At 52.6% G+C, this 18263-nt stretch carries 23 protein-coding genes; 9 read left to right on the top strand and 14 right to left on the bottom strand.

Annotation, left to right across the window (positions count from 1 at the left end; genetic code table 11):
* Nucleotides 1–15 precede the first annotated feature (15 nt).
* The 14 genes from L2Y54_RS09575 to L2Y54_RS09515 all read right to left on the bottom strand — a co-directional run bounded on the left by L2Y54_RS09575 (nucleotide 16) and on the right by L2Y54_RS09515 (nucleotide 12504).
* Nucleotides 16–2265 carry a hypothetical protein gene (locus L2Y54_RS09575; RefSeq protein WP_236501636.1) on the bottom strand — a complete coding sequence of 750 codons (2250 nt, stop codon included), beginning with the start codon at nucleotides 2263–2265 and terminating at the stop codon, nucleotides 16–18.
* Between the two features lie 16 nt (nucleotides 2266–2281).
* Entirely contained in the window at nucleotides 2282–2824 is a 543-nt protein-coding gene (locus tag L2Y54_RS09570; protein ID WP_236501635.1) for a hypothetical protein, read from the bottom strand.
* Nucleotides 2825–2842: 18 nt separating this feature from the next.
* Nucleotides 2843–3586: a discoidin domain-containing protein gene (locus L2Y54_RS09565; protein ID WP_236501634.1), complete on the bottom strand. Its 744-nt coding sequence runs from the start codon at nucleotides 3584–3586 to the stop codon at nucleotides 2843–2845.
* A 12-nt stretch (nucleotides 3587–3598) separates the two neighbouring features.
* On the bottom strand, nucleotides 3599–3907 hold the full coding sequence (locus L2Y54_RS09560; RefSeq protein ID WP_236501633.1) for a hypothetical protein: 309 nt from the start codon (nucleotides 3905–3907) through the stop codon (nucleotides 3599–3601).
* 10 nt (nucleotides 3908–3917) lie between these two features.
* Nucleotides 3918–5126 (bottom strand): PKD domain-containing protein, encoded by a 1209-nt coding sequence (locus L2Y54_RS09555; protein ID WP_236501632.1) that lies wholly within the window; start codon nucleotides 5124–5126, stop codon nucleotides 3918–3920.
* A 1-nt stretch (nucleotide 5127) separates the two neighbouring features.
* Nucleotides 5128–7128 carry a portal protein gene (locus L2Y54_RS09550; RefSeq protein WP_236501631.1) on the bottom strand — a complete coding sequence of 667 codons (2001 nt, stop codon included), beginning with the start codon at nucleotides 7126–7128 and terminating at the stop codon, nucleotides 5128–5130.
* On the bottom strand, nucleotides 7119–8594 hold the full coding sequence (locus L2Y54_RS09545) for a terminase large subunit (protein ID WP_236501630.1): 1476 nt from the start codon (nucleotides 8592–8594) through the stop codon (nucleotides 7119–7121). The genes L2Y54_RS09550 and L2Y54_RS09545 overlap by 10 nt, the downstream gene beginning before the upstream one ends.
* Nucleotides 8595–8646: 52 nt before the next feature.
* Complete coding sequence (locus L2Y54_RS09540) at nucleotides 8647–8931, bottom strand: hypothetical protein (RefSeq protein WP_236501628.1); 285 nt, start codon at nucleotides 8929–8931, stop codon at nucleotides 8647–8649.
* A gap of 702 nt (nucleotides 8932–9633) precedes the next feature.
* Nucleotides 9634–10503, bottom strand: a complete 870-nt coding sequence (locus tag L2Y54_RS09535; RefSeq protein WP_236501627.1) for a guided entry of tail-anchored proteins factor 1 — start codon at nucleotides 10501–10503, stop codon at nucleotides 9634–9636.
* Nucleotides 10490–10906, bottom strand: a complete 417-nt coding sequence (locus L2Y54_RS09530) for a hypothetical protein (RefSeq protein WP_236501626.1) — start codon at nucleotides 10904–10906, stop codon at nucleotides 10490–10492. The genes L2Y54_RS09535 and L2Y54_RS09530 overlap by 14 nt, the downstream gene beginning before the upstream one ends.
* The gene (locus tag L2Y54_RS09525) at nucleotides 10903–11343 is read right to left on the bottom strand and encodes a hypothetical protein (RefSeq protein WP_236501625.1); all 441 of its coding nucleotides are present in this window, start codon (nucleotides 11341–11343) and stop codon (nucleotides 10903–10905) included. The genes L2Y54_RS09530 and L2Y54_RS09525 overlap by 4 nt, the downstream gene beginning before the upstream one ends.
* 455 nt (nucleotides 11344–11798) lie before the next feature.
* Nucleotides 11799–12095, bottom strand: a complete 297-nt coding sequence (locus L2Y54_RS09520) for a hypothetical protein (protein ID WP_236501624.1) — start codon at nucleotides 12093–12095, stop codon at nucleotides 11799–11801.
* A 17-nt stretch (nucleotides 12096–12112) separates the two neighbouring features.
* Nucleotides 12113–12244, bottom strand: coding sequence for a hypothetical protein (locus L2Y54_RS21695; protein WP_255697924.1), 132 nt, complete (start codon nucleotides 12242–12244; stop codon nucleotides 12113–12115).
* Nucleotides 12241–12504, bottom strand: coding sequence for a Cro/CI family transcriptional regulator (locus tag L2Y54_RS09515; protein WP_236501623.1), 264 nt, complete (start codon nucleotides 12502–12504; stop codon nucleotides 12241–12243). Before L2Y54_RS09515 ends, L2Y54_RS21695 begins: the two co-directional genes overlap by 4 nt.
* A 70-nt stretch (nucleotides 12505–12574) precedes the next feature.
* Between L2Y54_RS09515 and L2Y54_RS09510 the strand changes: the two genes are divergently transcribed.
* From L2Y54_RS09510 to L2Y54_RS09470, 9 genes are all read left to right on the top strand, one after another.
* Nucleotides 12575–12991: a helix-turn-helix domain-containing protein gene (locus L2Y54_RS09510; RefSeq protein ID WP_236501622.1), complete on the top strand. Its 417-nt coding sequence runs from the start codon at nucleotides 12575–12577 to the stop codon at nucleotides 12989–12991.
* A 23-nt stretch (nucleotides 12992–13014) separates the two neighbouring features.
* Entirely contained in the window at nucleotides 13015–13311 is a 297-nt protein-coding gene (locus L2Y54_RS09505; RefSeq protein ID WP_236501621.1) for a hypothetical protein, read from the top strand.
* Nucleotides 13312–13424: 113 nt separating this feature from the next.
* The gene (locus tag L2Y54_RS09500) at nucleotides 13425–13649 is read left to right on the top strand and encodes a DUF2281 domain-containing protein (RefSeq protein WP_236501619.1); all 225 of its coding nucleotides are present in this window, start codon (nucleotides 13425–13427) and stop codon (nucleotides 13647–13649) included.
* Nucleotides 13634–13915, top strand: a complete 282-nt coding sequence (locus tag L2Y54_RS09495; RefSeq protein ID WP_236501618.1) for a ParE family toxin-like protein — start codon at nucleotides 13634–13636, stop codon at nucleotides 13913–13915. Before L2Y54_RS09500 ends, L2Y54_RS09495 begins: the two co-directional genes overlap by 16 nt.
* A 267-nt stretch (nucleotides 13916–14182) precedes the next feature.
* Entirely contained in the window at nucleotides 14183–14434 is a 252-nt protein-coding gene (locus L2Y54_RS09490; protein WP_236501617.1) for a helix-turn-helix domain-containing protein, read from the top strand.
* Between the two features lie 42 nt (nucleotides 14435–14476).
* Complete coding sequence (locus L2Y54_RS09485) at nucleotides 14477–14821, top strand: hypothetical protein (RefSeq protein ID WP_236501616.1); 345 nt, start codon at nucleotides 14477–14479, stop codon at nucleotides 14819–14821.
* A 79-nt stretch (nucleotides 14822–14900) separates the two neighbouring features.
* Complete coding sequence (locus tag L2Y54_RS09480) at nucleotides 14901–15152, top strand: hypothetical protein (protein WP_236501615.1); 252 nt, start codon at nucleotides 14901–14903, stop codon at nucleotides 15150–15152.
* A 1-nt stretch (nucleotide 15153) separates the two neighbouring features.
* Entirely contained in the window at nucleotides 15154–16284 is a 1131-nt protein-coding gene (locus L2Y54_RS09475; RefSeq protein WP_236501614.1) for a transglycosylase SLT domain-containing protein, read from the top strand.
* A gap of 4 nt (nucleotides 16285–16288) precedes the next feature.
* Nucleotides 16289–18247: a hypothetical protein gene (locus L2Y54_RS09470; protein WP_236501613.1), complete on the top strand. Its 1959-nt coding sequence runs from the start codon at nucleotides 16289–16291 to the stop codon at nucleotides 18245–18247.
* Nucleotides 18248–18263: the final 16 nt, after the last annotated feature.

Raw genomic sequence — 18263 nt, 5'->3', positions numbered from 1 at the left:
AATTTATCCTTGAAGTTAAACTTGTTCAGTAATCAGCGCCGCAAAGTGCGCATTGATTCCACGGTTAGGCGCGTTGATACGCACCCGCAGATAAGGGATTGCGTCAATTGCATTTAGCTGTGTAGCCTTGGCTTGCAGCACCGCAGCGGGGATAACAAAGCCCATCGGCTTCCAACCCCACCGCTGTTGCCGCGCAATCGGTGCAACAATGTCAGGTCGTGGGCGACCCAGTGCCACATCACCGCTGGCATGAATAATGGTGAACCACGTCTGAGGCTCACCGTAGCCGTCGGTATCAGTGCCATCACGCCACAAACCCAGCGCATTCAGGTAAATGTCTTTGCTCGTGTCAGGCAACGGAATATCGAAGATGCGGTTTTGGTCAGGCGGAATGTATACAGCGCCATACCCGGCGGAAACCACCCACCACACTGGTTGGTTTCCGCCAGACGCTGCAACGCGATTCCCCGGAATGTTGACAGTATTCTCATACGCCATCATTGGCATGTGGATCATGCTGTGCGCAGATTCGAGCATTGCATAACCACAAACAAAGATAGACGTATTACTAGCATTGTCCCCACTGGGGCGAATCGCAAGCTTGATCGTGTCGCTTGCCGTCTTGTAAGCCGTGATAACAGACAGTGGCAATTCCCAACCTACCCATTGACGATACCAATCTTCATAAGCCGTGGCGTTGTCCGGTGCTTTGCACAATGACCCGCAGCCAGCCCCATTCGTATCGCCAGGGTTGGTAGCTGCTTGACCGTATAGCCGCTTTTCAGGAGCGTCCGTTGTTGGGTTACACAACCAAACCTCAGCCGTCACTTCCCGCCAACCACCACCAGTAAGCAGTTGCAGCATGTAATGGTTTGCAGTCGTCGGCTTGACTGCAATCTCGTGCCGAATATAACTAGTGGGCAATGAACGCAGTGTGTTAGCTGATGTTGTTACCGTTGGTCGTGTTGCATCGAGTGCCAACATCCGCTGTGCAGGGCTACCGTAAGCACTGCCATAATCCGCAACCGTTGCCCCACCCACGGCAGTAAAGCCATTAGCAGCAATAGACGCGGCATTGAATGCAACAGTCCACTTGCTTTGCAACGCCACCACAGACGGGTAATACGTGCGGATACCGTCAGCCGTTGAGCTTGTACCCACTAAGCTGAACTGAGTCATCCGATGCCAAGTCGTGCCATCGTATTTCCACACTGCCAACTTGCTGCCCGTCTTCGTGCCATCCACCGTCTGAAAGAAAGTCTCGCCTTCAATCGCATCACCCGCAGGTGAAACCACATTCGGGTCTAACTGACTGCCAAAATGCACCCGGCTCAACAGCTTGATGTTACTGGCAGGCGCAAGCCCTTCAACCACTTCAATCCGTGCATAAGCTGCATTCGCGTCAATACCTGTAGACCCGGATGCGCTCAAGCACCGAAGCTGAACCGTCGTATCCACCAGCGGCGCGATAAATGCCTCACAGACACAAGTGCCGGGGCGAGTAGCCACCTGCACAAGCTGTCCCATGCCGCCGAAATACGCAGTACCGTTATGCCAACGAAAAGCAGCGAATCCATTTGTCGGTATTGTCGCTTGCCCAATAACACCCGTCAGCTTGTACTTACGCCCCGCCTTCAGCAGAAAACTGCTGGTAGTCGGTGCAGTGATGGAATTACCGCTTGTCCCCTGTTGCGACTGGAACACCACGTTAGTATTCGTCACCACCCCAGTCTGCGCTACGTTGTTAATAGCCTCAAAATACTCAGGCGCAAACCCCAACACAGTTTGGCTGACAGAGCGCCAGCATTGGTCTACCGGGTCATAGTTCAATGTCACGCTGGCATTTGGAGCCATCACGAAGTTGAACGAATCGCCGATCTTGATAGCGGTCTCAGCCGTGGCTGAAGTGCTACCATTGGTCAGGGTAATCTCACCAGCACTGACATTTGTCAGCACCAACAGTTTTCCATCTTCCCCGCCAGTAATGCCCTCAATCACGCCCGCACTGGTCAGGCGAATGTTTGAAGTATTCGTCGCGTCCAATTGCGCAACCGTTGCCAGCGTCTTGGTACGTGCAGCAAGGTTTTGTTTTACTGCAACGTTACCAGCGTGCTGAATGTTGTCGCTGTCCGCGCCTGCTTGCGTGTTGTCCGACTGTTTGCGCCAAACGTCCGCCGATGGGACGATGGCTTTTTGGTTCAGCAGGTCAATAGCATGACCGCTGCCCAGATCACCCGGCGCAAGAACTTGCTTTGTAGTAGTCATGCCAGACCCTCAGTCATTAAGCAGTTGGCAGAGAGCCGCCAGAGATCAGGAAATTACCCGCTAAATCCGTCAGCACCACATCGTGCGTAATGTCATTGACGTTTGCAGGGTCAAGTTCCAAGCCATCCGCACCAGACAAGATACCGCCCGCTGCTTTAACAATGACCGTTGCTGACAGCTTGTTAGCCGCCTGACCATCGCCCGTGAATGCAATTGACGTGCTGTCTTGAGTGCTGGTTTTGCTAAGCTCCAGCAAATTGATGGTGACTGGTGCGCCGCCGCTCGTGAAACCAAGCGTCAGCACCGAGGTAGCCGCATCAAAAGTCGTGCCTGCATCTGTGACGTGAACGTCATTCACACCCGCCGGAACGCTCTTAGTCGTACCGTCATGGGCGGTAAATACATAGACCGGATTCGCAGGGTCGGTCGTGTTATCCAGCGTCACATCTTTAAAAAACGGGTTAATCAGCGTGCCTTTCAGTACAACCTTGCTACTGACAGTTTCAAAGTGGTCAGTGTGTAGGTCGGTAGGAGCGATAACCGTGCGAATAGTAGCCATATACAAATCCTCGAATAATTAAATCAATTCAAATTCAGTGATGTTGACCCATGTTGTCGCCGGGTCAAACCCTTCCGAAATCAGCAATCTCCAATAGCGGAAGGATGCCGGTGCGGTTAACGTATACACCTGCGGGCTATTTGCTGTCGTAATCGGTGCTGGAATCAGGCGGGTATCAACTGTTTGCCACGGAGACCCTGGGGCAGCACTTACATCATTGCCCTGCAACTCCCACCGTCTAGGCGACCATTTAGGATCGCCCCAGCCCCCAGGCATGTAATCAGCGCGAGAGATTTTATATGCCGATACCTGCACAATAGCCTCAGCGTCGACAGCCACCCATTGTGGCCATGTAACATTATCAGTCCCCCAACCCGATAAGAGGTCTCCATCAGCTAACAGTCCGGGCTGACCTCCACTGTAAGTTGTTGATGCCGTAAAGTTGTCGGGATTTAGGCTTGTTAAGCTAGGGGGCGGGGGAGGCGGAGCAACACCACCTGACACGACAAGACTTCCAACCGCCATCCCCGCGCTGGGTGATGCCCATGTATACAACGCATTAGGGTCTTTTGGGTCTATTGCCAAATAATCGGCATAGTCCGATAAGACCACGCTATGCACACCAACAGCCAGAAGCCCGCCGTCAGTACCACGACTCAGTAAATTACCAGCGTCACCAGACAGCTTGATTTTGTATTTACCAAGCCCCGTATCTTTTTCCATATCGCCCAGTAAGCGATTTTCATGCACCAATGAAACCATTTGTAAAACTCCCTAGATAGAAAACAGCGGAACGCCGAAGCCATCATCAAATTCAGTTGTACCAACACCCGGATTTAAAGCATCGAAAGACGAAACCCCAAAGCCATCATCCACTGTTATGTCACCCGTACCGACTGGCAACGCCTGAGTGTCAACCCCAAAGCCGTCACTGAAATACATCGCCGCACTCACCACAATATCGTGAGTAACGACATTTGATTTAGTCACCCCGTCTGAAGCCACGGCTTGCAGCGATACCGTGTAAGTGCCGGGAGTGGCAGGAGCCACCCAAGACAAAGGGTTAAGTGTGCTAGTAGCCATCCCTACCCCCTTAGTGTGTCCACTCGTAAGTGACCGGGTTGCCATCGGAAGCCACGCCGCCTGATGCGGTCAAGACAACAGTGCCATTTACTGTGGCGGTTGTGTCACCATTAATAGTGGGTTGCGCAGTAAATGTGACTGCATCAACAGTAATTGTCTTGGTAACAGGGGCAGACTTAGTACCATCAGACGCAACAGCGCGAACAGTGAGAGTGTAATCGCCCGGGGTAGTCGGGGCGGTATAAGCCAGCGGGTTGGTTGTGCTGGTTGAGCCATCTGGCAATATCCACTCGTATGTAACTGGGTTGCCGTCAGAAGCAGCCGCGCCAGCTCCAGAGTAGTTACCTGTAGTGCCTGCAACAATGTTGTCAGCGCCTGAGATTGTAGGCGGCGACGTGAACGTAATCACTGCCGCACTCACCACAATATCGTGCGTTACAACAGTCGACTTGGTTACACCATCCGACGCAACCGCTTGCAACGATACCGTGTAAGTGCCGGGAGTAGATGGGGCAGTCCAGTTGAGTGGATTGTTTGTGCTAGTTGTCATAGAGCCGTTTACCTGTGGGTATGTCCATAAATAAGTGACGGGGTTGCCGTCAGAAGTTGCGCCGCCAGCTGCAGTAAGCGCCGCTGTAGCAGATGCAAGCATTGCACTAGGCGCAGCGATTGCTGGCAATGCTGTAAATGTTGGTGTTGTCGGTGCGCCTGTTGCTGGAATCAAGTAACCGATGGGATTCCCCGCCAGATCGCTTACAACAACCGCGTTTGGATGCGCTGCAATCCTTGCAAAGAGGTTGTTAAGGTCGGCATTGTCGTTAGGGTCAAAGTCCCCAGACCCAGACGGCGCATCCTGCCAGCCAGTGGCAAAGTCAGCCGCACCAGTCTTAACCAGCACTTGACCGATAGCGCCACCCGTTGGCACGCCCTGACCGTCCTTACCATCAACCCCGTTCGTACCGTTAGTGCCATTGACACCATTAGTCCCATTCGTACCGTTAACGCCGTCCTTGCCATCTTTCCCATTGATACCATCCTTCCCATCCTTGCCAGCGCCGCCGCCACCAAGGTCAGGAATCTCAGCCTTCAATGCTGGCAAGCCATCCAGCGATAACGTCAACACCCGCGTACTCTCATCAAACAACAAGTTCAACGGCATACCGGGTGACAAAACCTTACGTGCAGGCGAAGAACCCACACACCCACGACCAAACTTCATATCAGAACAACCTCGCATCTTGACCGCCCATCGGCGAACCATCCGGCATTAACTCAGGCACGCCCTGCCCGCCCTGTGGTGGCATCATCGGTGCTTGCTGGGGAACTTGCTGTGGTGGCGGCTGATTCTTCGCCGCCATCCGCTGCTGCATCTCCTGACGGCTAGGCACAATCCGGTCTTGCGGCATATCCATGCCCTTCACCATCTCGCGCAACAACTCCGCCCTGCCCTCAACCCCGATAATCTCCAGATCAACCGGGTTAGCCGTTGAAGCCAAGAACTCACCACGCCTAACCTGCAACTGCTCCTTCACCACCAGTGCAGCAGCACCACGCGGCTTAATCGTAATATCACCCTTCACGGAATCATCATCGTGATACAACATATTCCACACAAACTGCGCATACAAAACCGGCTCAATAATGTCGATGTCAATGTTATAAATCATCGACCGAATACCCTTAGCCGCCGCACCCATCAACATCGACAAACCCGACGCAGTACGCCCCGCCCCACTAGCATTCCCCACGCCTTGGGTATAAGCAGGCACACCCGTCAACTCATCCGCCAAATTCTTAAAATGCTGCAACACCCCAATCAACTCATTCGAGTTCGACTGAGGCTGAAAAAACTGAATAGGGTTCGAGTTGCTACCATGCTCATTCGGCTTAAAGTGCCAAATCTTCCACGGGTACATCAGATCGTTCTGATCTTCTTTCCTGACGCGCCCATCATCAATCGCCACTTGCGGTCCCGACGCCATCCCCATGTTATTCACAAGGTTACGTGCCGACGCATTGCTAATATCCTGACAATCCGTCATCAACTCAGGAATCGACTGATGCCAAAACTGATCATTAATCTTCACCGCCCCAGTATGATAATAAGGTCGCAACCCCAACGGATGCTCATTCACCTTCGCCTTGATCACGTGTTCCCCGATCAGCCACACTTCCGCCTCATGCCAGCGGTCTGGTGCAACCTCACCCGACCAACCCCAATCCTTCAGCCACTGCCCTTTCACCTGCCCAAAGAACTGCAACGCATCAATCTCACTCGACGGGTTAGCCAGTGTCGTGCCACTCTCAAATTCCGACTTCTGCAAATCCGACACATCATCCGACACATCCAACCACTTACAGCCAGCCCCATTCCCATCGAACTCTTCCATCACCGCCTTCAGTGCCGCGTCATCAAACCCCGCCACGCCCAGCAACAACTCCAAATCCCCCGGCTGCAAATGGTGATGCTCAATCACAAACGCCGCTCGCTGGCAGTCCGTAGCCCCCGGTGCAGGGTAAAGATCAAACGGTGAAATCCGCTCAAAGCACATCGTCACCCGCTCATCCATCACCGGCTTAAAATCCCGACCCCACTTCAGGTGCTTCTCATTACGCAACACCGGTGCTTTCATGATTCCAGCTTTCAGCGTCACCACATCCGAAATAATCGCACTCAACGCATTCCGAAACCCGCCCTCAACCTGCTGGTCTTCACACAAGCGCTCCATATTGGAAGCACGTTCATCCGCATCCTCATGCAACTTGGTAATCACCGCCTCACGCAGCTCGTCAGCATCCTCTTGCCCCATGCCCTGCTGAAACGCCTCCATCGCCACCATCACCTGCAATTCCTTAGGCAAATCCGGCAACGGCGTAGCATCCATCGTCCACGGCTTATCCCCGGCGGGCAACAACACATCCCGAATCCAGCTTTCAGCCCCACGGCACTTACTATCCGTCAGCTTCAAAAACAGCTCAGACAATCCTTGCTTCTGAATCGCCGCCAGCTTATCCGGTGGATATTCCCCACGACGCTGGCGCAAGTTATCCAGCATCTGCTCTTCCACCAACCGCTTAGCCTCTTTCGCCTCGCGATAACACTTGCGCACATGCGCCGCCAGATCCGACAACACCTTAACCGACTGCCCAGACTCCAACAGTGCATCATCAACTTGATCCACTGAAGCGCTATCAGCCTTACGCGCATCCATCACGCCCATGCAGCCCTCACAGCACTAGAGCCAACCGACGCACCGCGCCTAACCTCATCCCGTGCCACTGGAAACGCAAACGTCAACGCCAGTGCATCCCCCAAATCAGGCGAACGCCCCAAGCGCTGCTGCAACGCATCCTTATCCTCCAGCTTCAAACGTCCATTGCTGTCATAGCCATACTCAGGCGCAGTCAAATCACCATGCAACTCATCACTATCGGGAATATTCACCGGCGCATCCTGCAACCACTCATTCAGCAGACCCCACATCTCCGCACGCTTATTCGAGTACGACACCGCATTGCCCGCCCGCTGCCCGAACTGAATCCCCGTCACCAGATCATCAAACCCCAGCTCCCGCGCCCGATCAACCACGCCAGCACCCAAACCGCCCACATCAACGAACACCTTATTCGGCTTATGCAACCTGACCCAATCCAACATCCTGCCCACGACCTCCATCGTATCCAGACGCTGAAACTTCTCAGTCGCCACAATTTCCCGACCACGGCGCAACACAAACGCCGTCGAATCCTTCCCAAAACGTGCAGGGTCAACCCCCATCACCAACGGTGCAGACACATCCCGATAATCACCGGCACGCGCTGCCATCACATGCACCGCCTTAATCAAACTCTTACTATCCGAGACCTGGAACGCCTCAGTCACCGTACACGGGTATTCTTGCCGGAAAGAATGCGTACCATCCGCCCCACCCACCGACAATTCCGCAATCTTCTTACGTCGCCACACCAACTGACCATCATTCAGCCCATGCAGCCTAACCAATTCCTCTTCATCCTCAGAGCGCTTAAACCCAACCTCAACCGCACTGAAATACTCCGGCTGCCAAAACCACGGGATAAACACCAGTTGGTAATCCGTCTCCCCCGCCTGCGCCGCCATACACTGCTGGTAAAAGTAATTCCCCAGCCCATTGGCAGTCGACTCCAATACCACCTCAGTCCCATCCTGATCCGGTATCGCCTGCATAATCCCCTTTGCGTGTTCATCCGCATGGGGCCAGAACGCCACCTCGGAACCATGAAAGAACTGAATCGTACTCGAACGCCCCACGCCCTTATTCCCAGCCGTGCCAACCTTATACCCAGAATCCAGCCTGCCAAAGATCAACTCCCTAGCATTGCTCGCCTCAGTAGAAGGCTTAACCATTTCCAGATTATTCTCGTGATAGCGGGAAACCATATCGAACAGATTGTTCGTCGCCTCCTGCTCATGGGTCAAAATGAACGCCCGCACACCCTTGCGGTGAATCACCCGCCAGTAATAACGCGCCTCAGTGTAAGTAGAAACCCCCTGCTGCCGACCTTTCAGCACCAACGCCCGCACCTTATTAGTACGTCGCAACTGCTCTTCCAACCGATCATGCAAATACCGCTGCGCCTGATTCATCACCAACGGCTTAATCGCCCCGCTCTTGGTGCGAATCTTCAGGCAATGGGACGCAAACAAGAAAAAGTCACTCGACAATCTCTTTCGCAACCCCATCTCACTCTCAAACACGCTATTCACTCGCTCCAAGGTTTTCCATCAGCTCAAGCCATTCCTCATGACCCTTGCTCACCGTCGCATCAATTTCCTGCCGAGGCTTACCCAAGCCCCTATCAAGCACCTCACGGATAGCCAATATCCGAATGTTGTCCGGTTTCTTCGGGTTTTGCGCAAGCTTCACAAGGATGTTAATCATTGACGTGCTATGAGTGGCGGCAATATCCCTAACCTGCTTCTTTTTCTCATCCACAGTCCCTTTAGGACGACCAGCGCCACTACGCGCCCCACCACGCGGCATAACCAAACCCCCGCCGAAACCACGCCACTAAACGTTTGAATTTATTTGAATATTAATCAAACGCCCACAAAAAAGCCCGGACTGGAACAAACCAACCGGGCTTAAGAATCTTGCTAACTGCCACCTCTGGCGACAATGCCTAAACTGTACTGATTTCTGTGACATCCTGCAACAACAAAATTTATCACCCATCGACAAACCTCTATTCCCCTCCCGATCTTCCTCCCTCTTCTCTTCACACTCACCAACCACCCAAGTCCAGTCGCGAGCTTCAAACCCTTCCAAGCCCAATCCCCTCACTCCGCGCCTGCAAAACCCCATTCTTCCGCGAAGCACTGCTTCGCCTCGGCGATAGCCGTCTTATACAAACTAGCGTGTAACGCTCTTTTCTTAATGAAAAGAAAGAGTGATTAAGATGCAACAGGAAAACCTACCTTATACCAGCAGAAAACCATTAAACACCTGTGGGTAACTACACCGACATACCCGACCCAATGCATCACCCTCACAACGCCTGATCAAGCCCCGCAGATAATTTAATGTCACTGTGGATAACAACCGGCGGTCATCTCTATAGGCAAAAAAATACCCGCATCGGCGGGTATAAGGAGGAGGAATGTATAAAAATATGGCTCGTTCGCCTGCTTGACTGGCAGTTACGTGGAATTCGGGCGCAACTATCCTGTGATAAGCCAACTTAGGCTACAGATCATTGATCAATGAACGAAAGTCGCCCTTCTTAGGCAGGCTACTGGCATCAATAGCCTTGCCTGTTACAACCTCAGAAATATCACGCATCAGCTTTTCATGGCGCATACGCCTAGCAGCCTCTTCCTGGGAAGACAACTCATTGGCAGCCTCTTCCTTCTTCTTGGAAAGACGCTCAGAAGCCTTCTGGCGCTGATCTCGCAAGGCATCCTTCAGACCAAAGTAGCTAAAGATATGCGCCGAGATTCGCTTTGGAGACGCACGCCCAGAGAACGTACCATCGCCATTATCCACGCAAACCTTATCATCGCCATTGCCCTCCGAAACCAACACGCCCTTCTGCTTCCAGAACTGGTGCGCCCTCTCGGCTTGAGTCACGCTAATACCCGCTTGTTGTGCCAAGTAGTCGATAGTGAAGTTATGAAACTTAAAGAACCGATCATACGTACCAATCAGCATGGTATTGAGATCGAGAAACCGCAGGCAAACAGCCAGATAGCGCGTCATCCCCTCGCGGAATTGTGACTTGATCAAACGCAGATTAGCGCCACGCGCCTTCACCACGTTTCTCACCAAATGAAAACACATCGACGGATGCTTTTCAGGGTTGCTATAAAACTCCTTCAAATCACCCATAATCCTATGCAGAATCGCGGGCCGCCACTTGTGACCATAAATGTCACGCTCTGTATCATGCTTTTGCGCATAGTCTTCAATGAGCTGGAAACGCGGGGATTCCTTGTCATGCCCGCAACGCGAGCCACTCGAAACAATCGGCCTGAAGACCAATGGCTTTAACTCACACGTCTTGATTAACGCATCCAAGCCGTCATTTTTTAGCGAGCGAGCCTCAGCGAATATCATAACACTCTCCTAGCCACTTCCGAGCCGTTACCTTAAGCTCAGCTCTACTGATAGCTGGGTTGCGGGTCTCCAGATCCGCCAGTCGATCGACATACTCTTGGCACCGAACAACCACGTCATGCTTGGTATTTTGATTGAATTTGCGGATACGCCACCCTAGACGAATTGAAGCGCCAATTACCGCCTCCTTATCAATCACGGGCAATGACAACAGGTCATTAATATAACTATCCACACTATCCGCTGCTAATGCCTGCATACGACGATCACGCTGATGCTTAATCTCTTCCTTATTCCGAGGAAGCGCATCCTGCTCCGCCATAACCTTAGCCATGAAAAACGGCTTGTAATGGCTACTCACCACCGACATTGGCTGATTGCGACCCTTGAAAATAACGGTCATACCCCACCCCGCACACAAGGCGCAAACATCCGATCCAACAGCCGCGAAAACCGGCGGCGCTCAGTGTCGCGCTTAGCTTGTTCGGCGGCGGCTTGGTCACGCTTGGCTTGCGCTTTGGGGTTAACTTTGGTGGGGCGCTGGTGGGGCGGCACAAACAACTCATCCAGCGGAAAGCCGCGCTCTGCCCTGCTCCGCAACGTATGCGCATTAACGCCGTGCAGTGCCGCCCAATCGCTCACGCGGCGAATCTCGCCATTGATGATCAAGCACAGGGTCGGTTTCACATAGGTGGCGGTCACGCCGTTGCAATCAACCCGCTTGGTGGTCAACTGCATATGCGCCAAACGGTAGCCTTTCGGCTGACAATCACCGCCGCTTATCGGGCTGGATGCGTTGATTTGATTGGGTTTCAGGTCGTTTTGTTGTATACTTTGCATGTAGATATTTCCAATCCCACGAGGTACTTGCAATACCGTTTGAGTGGGATTTTTTTTGCCTATCAAAAACCCAGCGTTACACCCTGCTCAAAAGGGATTAAAACTCTGGCACTTATCAGCATTCTGCTTTGAAGGACTCCCCCGTTATTTGCGTATCCGCTGGGGTGAGTGTCGGGCTTATTCCCAGAGGTCAGGGAAGTCCATCAAAACATCATGTACCAACAAGGGATTCCGGCTGGACGGTGCAGCATCCTGCACATCTCCCTTAACGTCTGCTTCCGGCGGGCTAATGTCGGAAGTCGCCCTCTACTTGGGGTGAGTGTTCCCGCTGGCTTTATTCCCCTGCCCAGCTACAGGATTTTTTCGGCTAGAATGGCGGTTCTTACTTCAACAACCCCAACCGAAAGGAAACGCTATGCCTACCAACACCGACAAGCAGATTGCTGCCGACATCCTCATTGCCCTTCTGGGCAACTCCCATCCTCTCCAGACGACTGATTCAGCAAAGTCACTGGAACAAGCACAAAATATTGCGACTGTTTACCGCGTGATTCTTGATGCTGTTGCTCAAGACCGCTCCGAAGCGCAACCACAGCCTTAGCAATTTGCTGCGCATCAGCCGCTAAATCCTTAGGAAACTGTCTGCTGGCTTGTTCCAGCAGGCGACCCGCCAACAAAAAATCTTCACGCTCTTTTTCATGCTTCGATGCGGAATATTCCACGCCCAACCCACGATTAAGAACTTCATTCATTGCGGTCTTCCTGTCCATCAAATCCCATCCCACAGTCGCAGCAAACCCACGACTATCAAACCCACAACCGCCGTCACTGCCAGAAACCCCAGCACCAACAGCACAAACACAAAGCACTCAAACGACCAGCATGGTGGTGTAGCAGTCATGCCCTCACCTCTTCCGCCGCCCGACCATCAGCCACCAAAGACCGCTGATCGTCAACCGCTGGCGCTTGCACCAAAGCAGGCGTACCGCTAGTAGTGCTAGGACTGAACAGATCGGGGCGCAAGACGCGCAACTGAAAGATACGCAACGCTGGAATGGAATTATTCTTCTTCCATTCGCTTACGGATGGCGGCTTGACACCAAGAATTCGTGCTGCCGCAATCGTTCCGCCTAATTTTTCGATGACCTGTTGTGCTTCCATTCCTAATATTAGTTACACCTAAGTTTAAAAGTCAAGGCACAACTAAAATTTATACTGTTAGGATTGCCTAATGGAAAGAATCGCAGATCGAATAAAAAAAGCACGAATCGCCGCCAATCTAAAGAAAATAGAGATTTCGCGGCGCGTTGGTGTGTCCGCCCCAACCGTTTCTGACTGGGAAAGTGGAAAAATAAAAAGCATTGAGGGTGAAAATCTAATGCGCCTATCTCGCGTATTGGGCGTATCCCCAGAATGGCTACTTACCGGAAGGGATGGCGGCAACCTAGCACCACTTGAACACCCCTCCCCGCCCGATCAGGCAAGCAATGACGAATCACCGTCGTCACCACAAGAGATAGCGCTGCTAGAGCTATTCCGAGGGCTAACGGATAAGCAAAAAACCGAAATCGTGCAGACTCTTGAAGCTCAGAAACAGCAAAACAAAATAGCCTGGGAAGAATTGAGCAAGGTCATGGGGAAAAAGTAACACCACAACCAGGGAGAAGCCTTATGGCAAATAATCTACGCCCCACGCATCTTTTGATGGCAGTGGAAGCCGCAACCGCTGGGCAACCAGCAGATATATTGAGATTGCAAAACATCGCACGAACGGTAAAAAGTGCATTACAACAGTGTAATGCCAAAAATTGTACCATGCTGAACGAAGCTCTTTACCAAGTCGACGTAACCCACGGGCTAGATACGTTCGTTCAACTATACATCGCTCTACAAAGCCAAGGCGTAGCTGTGCGTATTCTGTTTTTCGATCAAGAGCCATCGTGGGTTTTTCCAGAAGAGAATCACTGAAGCGCCAAGCATACCAAATTGGGAAGCGCCGCCCCAATATTGCCCACCTACTGACTCATAAAGAGGCAGTTGCTATACTACCCCCAGTGAGTTACGGGAGAAACGATATGGGCATGATGACAACAGCAGAAATTCTGGCAGACCGGGCGCGACTGCTACCCGAAGACATAGCGCGTGAAGTTCTCGACTTCATGGAATTCCTCAACCTTAAACACCAAAAAACCCTAGACGACGCATGGGATAAGCAAATCCAAGCCGACGCCGAAAGCGGCAAGCTGGATGCACTCTTTGCCGCCGACATCCAAGCGTATGAGTCGGGCCAATGCCAGCCGATCTAACCCATTACGCCCCACCCGGCTTCTGGCGGCACTACAACGCCTTGCCAGAAGCCATCCAACAGCTTGCCAAAAAACAATACCAGCTACTCAAAGCCGACCCACACCACCATTCCCTCCGCTTCCAACCCAAAACCGGCACACCCTATTGGGCGGCACGGGTCAGCCAAGACTACCGCGCATTAGCGCGTTACCAAGGCGGCGGCAACTACCTGTGGCTATGGATAGGCACGCACAGCGAATACAAAAAACTCCTCTCCGGCAAATAACGCCCGCTTCCCCGCTCCACCACCCCGCCCACGCGGGTTTTTTTACGCCCACCCCACCCGCTCCCTGAGCGTAGCCGAAGGGAATGCCCGCCCGCCTGTTCGTTTCCTGTTCGCTTTGCGCACAAATCAAGCCGCACCTAAAAAATATTAGGTTTAACTAATTATTTCACTTGACGCATAAACTTAGTTATACCTAATATATCCCAACTGCCTCAAAACAAGGCAGTTACCAAACCAACCGACAAACGCAACAACGAAGGAAGACACATGAACCAAGAATCCCTACAAGCCCTACTCCGCGCCGTCCGCATCGCCGTGCAAGACGAACTCGCCACCCTGCCAATGGAAGGCACAGAAGACGCACGTCGCAGCAGAATCTGGTACGACGTGCAAAAAGCCGTCTACGGCGAAATGGCAGAAACCGCCATCGCCACCCACGACGGCAACCAATTCAAAGCCGCCATCTCACTCGGCATCAACCGCAACACCCTGCGGACATGGAAACAATCTCAATCTTAATCCCTTTTCAACATGGCAACTTTTTAAAACAGGAGCAATAACATGAATTTAACCGAAATGACCCGCGAAGAACTGCAAGCCATCATCAGCAACATGGCGCTTGAAATGACAGCGCTTTGCAACGCCCGCAGCAAACTGGAGCAACAGCTCGAAGAGATGACCGCCAGCCGCAAGCATTACGAAGAGCAACTCATCATCAAAAAGGAGGAAGCCGCCGAGTTGCGCATGGAGCTGGACGATGCGCTTGAATCAACGGTGTGCGATCAGTCCGACCCCGAATTCGAGCTACTCAACAGCCTCTGCGAATACGTCAACACCTTCGGTGGCAACCCCATCGAATACCTCAAAGACCGTTGCCGCGACTACAGCTTAGAACTCAAGGCATAAAAAAAGCCCCTCAGGGAGGGGCTTCCATCAACAGACCCGCCGATGTTTTGGCGACGGAAGCGGGTCAGGAGACACAGCAATGTTAACAACACACTCCGGGCAATACCACATTGATGATGCACATTCGCAACGTCGGGCTGCACTAGTCGCCGCGCTGCACGCCATTGGCGGCTGGCTGCAACGCTGGCTCCCTCTGATTATCAGCCTAAGCCTGATTGCTGCCATCATGGACGGCGTGAACGGCAACATCACTGCGCAATGGCTGTTGGCGTTAATCCTCTGCCCTGCCCTGGCGGCATGGGTCACTAACCACGCACGGCGCTGGAGCTGAAATGAGACAGCAGTATCAGCTCCACACGGCTAACGCGATTGATGCACTCAACAACGGCAACATTGACGTTGTACGGATGCAAATCCGCCTAGCCAAGCTGGCTGCTGATAAACGCCTAGCAGCCAAACGGCGGGAAGCCAAGCAGCAACCCGCCATCGTCACCACCATCGTCACCGAGGAGATACCCCCAGCGTCATGGCTAGACAAGCCAGTAAAACGCCAAGCGGTCGGCTACGTCGCCAGCAGCAAGCAAACCATGTTCATCTTGCTGATGTGCTGGAGCTGTGCGGCAGCACTGGTTAGCAATGCGCTACCCAAAAACAGCCCGACCGCACCACCGCCAAGCACGTTGCAATCTCGCAGCATTGTCAGTGGATACCCCGTCGAAGGGCGCATCACCAGCGGCATTGGCTGGCGCACCCACCCCGTCACCAAGGTTCGTGCTTGGCACGCTGGCGTGGACATCGCCGCACCCAACGGCACGCCACTGAAAGCAACGGGCGACGGCACGGTAACACTAGCAGCCGCACGCGGGGCGTGTGGGTACGCCCTCTTTATCGACCACGGCACGCAAGAAACCCGCATGTGTCACCTGAGCGCCTACGCACAGGGGATAAAAGCAGGCAAGCAAGTAAAGGCGGGGGATATTGTCGGCTACGTTGGCAATACCGGGCGCTCTACTGGACCCCACGTCCATTATGAAGTGCGGGACAAGCAACAGCGAAAGATAGGAGCAATGGCATACAAACACCTGATCAATGCAGCGGCGGAAAAACACGGGGTTGACCCCCTGCTGATTCAGGCGGTGATGTGGAAAGAGAGTTCATTCAACCCGAATGCAAGCAGCGGCAAAGCCCACGGGCTGATGCAGCTAAAGCCATCGACTGGCTTGGAAGTCGCTAAGCGTTTGGGCATCAAAAACCCAGACTTATTTGATCCAGCAACCAGCGTCACATTAGGGACAGCCTACCTTGCCGAAATGCTCCAACAATTCGGCAAGGTAGAACTGGCACTGGCTGCTTACAACGCAGGGCCGGGAGCCGTGAAACGATTCAACGGCATCCCGCCCTACCCTGAAACCCGCAACTACGTCACAAAGATAATTGCGAAATACAACCAGCTACGGAGCTAACTAAATGACTATTCAAGAAAAAACTCCGCGTCAGATTCTACTCGAAGACCTGTCGCATCATCAACTACTAATGAAACTCGCGACAATATCCGCTTTCGGGTTTTCAGCATGGTATTGGACATCCCTGCCAACGCATGGCTTCACGCGCTTTGACATCCCCGCAATCTTCGCGGCGGTCTTGGGGCTGTTCTTTGTTGCCACTTATGAGTTCACCAAACTCATGGCAGCCAAAAAAGGACACTCGAATAAGTTCTTCATGACTTTTGTGGCGTTTTCAATCATTACCGGGGTTGGGACACACATGCACTCGGAACAAGGGGCGACCGAAGAAAAGATGGCGAACAGCAGTCTGTTCAACACCAGCCTGGAGAACATTAAGCAGGCGGATGCTCAAGCGCGTGAATTCGCGTATGCCGCCGCGTTCGATGTTGCCGCACTTGAAAAAGAGCGTGACGCCAAGGTAAATGCCCTGCTCCAATCCCCTGCTATGAAAGCCGATGGTCAGCCATCCGGCAGTACGGTTGCTGCGGTCATTTCCAAAGGCTGGAAAAGCTATTCACACTACAAGACGCAAGTCGAAGAGCTGAAGGCCTCTTACAATGAAAAGATCAACGCTAAGAATAAATACGATGCCGCCACCAAGTCACGCTCCTCTGGGGAGTCCAACGCCAAAAACACTGACGGCACGGAAACAGCGGAAGCCAGTTGGATTATTCAAATCATCGGGCAAATCCTAGGTTTATTCGGCGTCACTGAAAAAATCAACGTCTGGAGCGGTTTTGTTATCTACTTGCTTGCAACTATCGTGCTTGAAATGACCATCCGTTTTAACGGCAAAGAAATATTGAGCATTCGTGAACAATTAGACGCGACATCAAACCATTCAATTAAACCCTCTCCCGTTGCTGAGCAACAATATGATGAATCAATCGGGCTGCCAGTTGATTACGCCGTCAAAGCGGAGCGCGAAGCGGAACACGCCGCAAAGCAACAAGCGGAAAAGCAACAAGAGCAAGCGCCTGCCCTGCCCTTTATGAGTCATAACGAAATTGGCAGACACTGTTATAAAGTCATCACCAGCATGGTTAATAGCGGCGCATTGCCATTAACCCAGAATCACATTAAAAGCGCGGCAAAAGTTGAATTAAGCCGTTTGTCAAAAACCCATCAGTTGGAATACAGCGACTATGAAAAATACGGCGCATGGATTTACAACGAACTGAAAAAGGAGCGCGACGAAATGCAAGCACTAGCCCAACAAGCCAAACAATCAGCCCCTGCCCTACACACTAGCGCCCCGGTCATGAGCGCCGTGGTTACTGACGCGCCACCTGCCCCACAACCCGACCCCACACCTGTAACCCGCCCCATCGGTTTCGTGCAAACCGACAATAAGCAAGCGCCAGTGGCACAGCTCCCTGCTGATCAGCACAAAGACGGCACGGGCATTCACTCCCCTGCACTGGGCAAAGCAGAGGCAATTTACCCCCTGCCACTGCCCGAACCTACCCGTGTCGACAACCGTGTCGAAGCCGTACAACCCCCCCCTTCTGACCCTGTAGCCAACCATGTCGACATGGTTCAACACGGTCACGACAACCATGTCGACATGGTTCAACACGGTCAGACCAACATGGTTCCCAACACGGTTCAACATGGCGAACAAAAGCCGAACAATGACCAGTCAGACATGGAAAATCGGGCACTGGAAATCATCTGGAAAGGCATTGATCAGGGCATAGTTCAGCGGATCAGCGTTACAGATAACGGTCAGTGTGCGGTGGCTTTAAAAGGTCATTCAATTGGCAAGAGCAATCCACAGCGCAGAACAATCCTTGCTTTTGTATTTGATGCCTTAGCAAGAGAGCAGGTCTTAACCAAGAATCCAGAGTACACGGATAGCAGTTGCGGCAAGCCTGAGTGGCTAATTAACCCAAGCCGCCGTATTAAGTACGCTGCCTAATCACTATTTAAGTATT

The organism is Thiothrix winogradskyi, from assembly GCF_021650935.1.
Taxonomy (GTDB): Bacteria; Pseudomonadota; Gammaproteobacteria; order Thiotrichales; family Thiotrichaceae; genus Thiothrix; species Thiothrix winogradskyi.
Note: the sequence above shows the minus strand (reverse complement) of the source record. Positions and strands in the feature narration are given on the sequence as shown.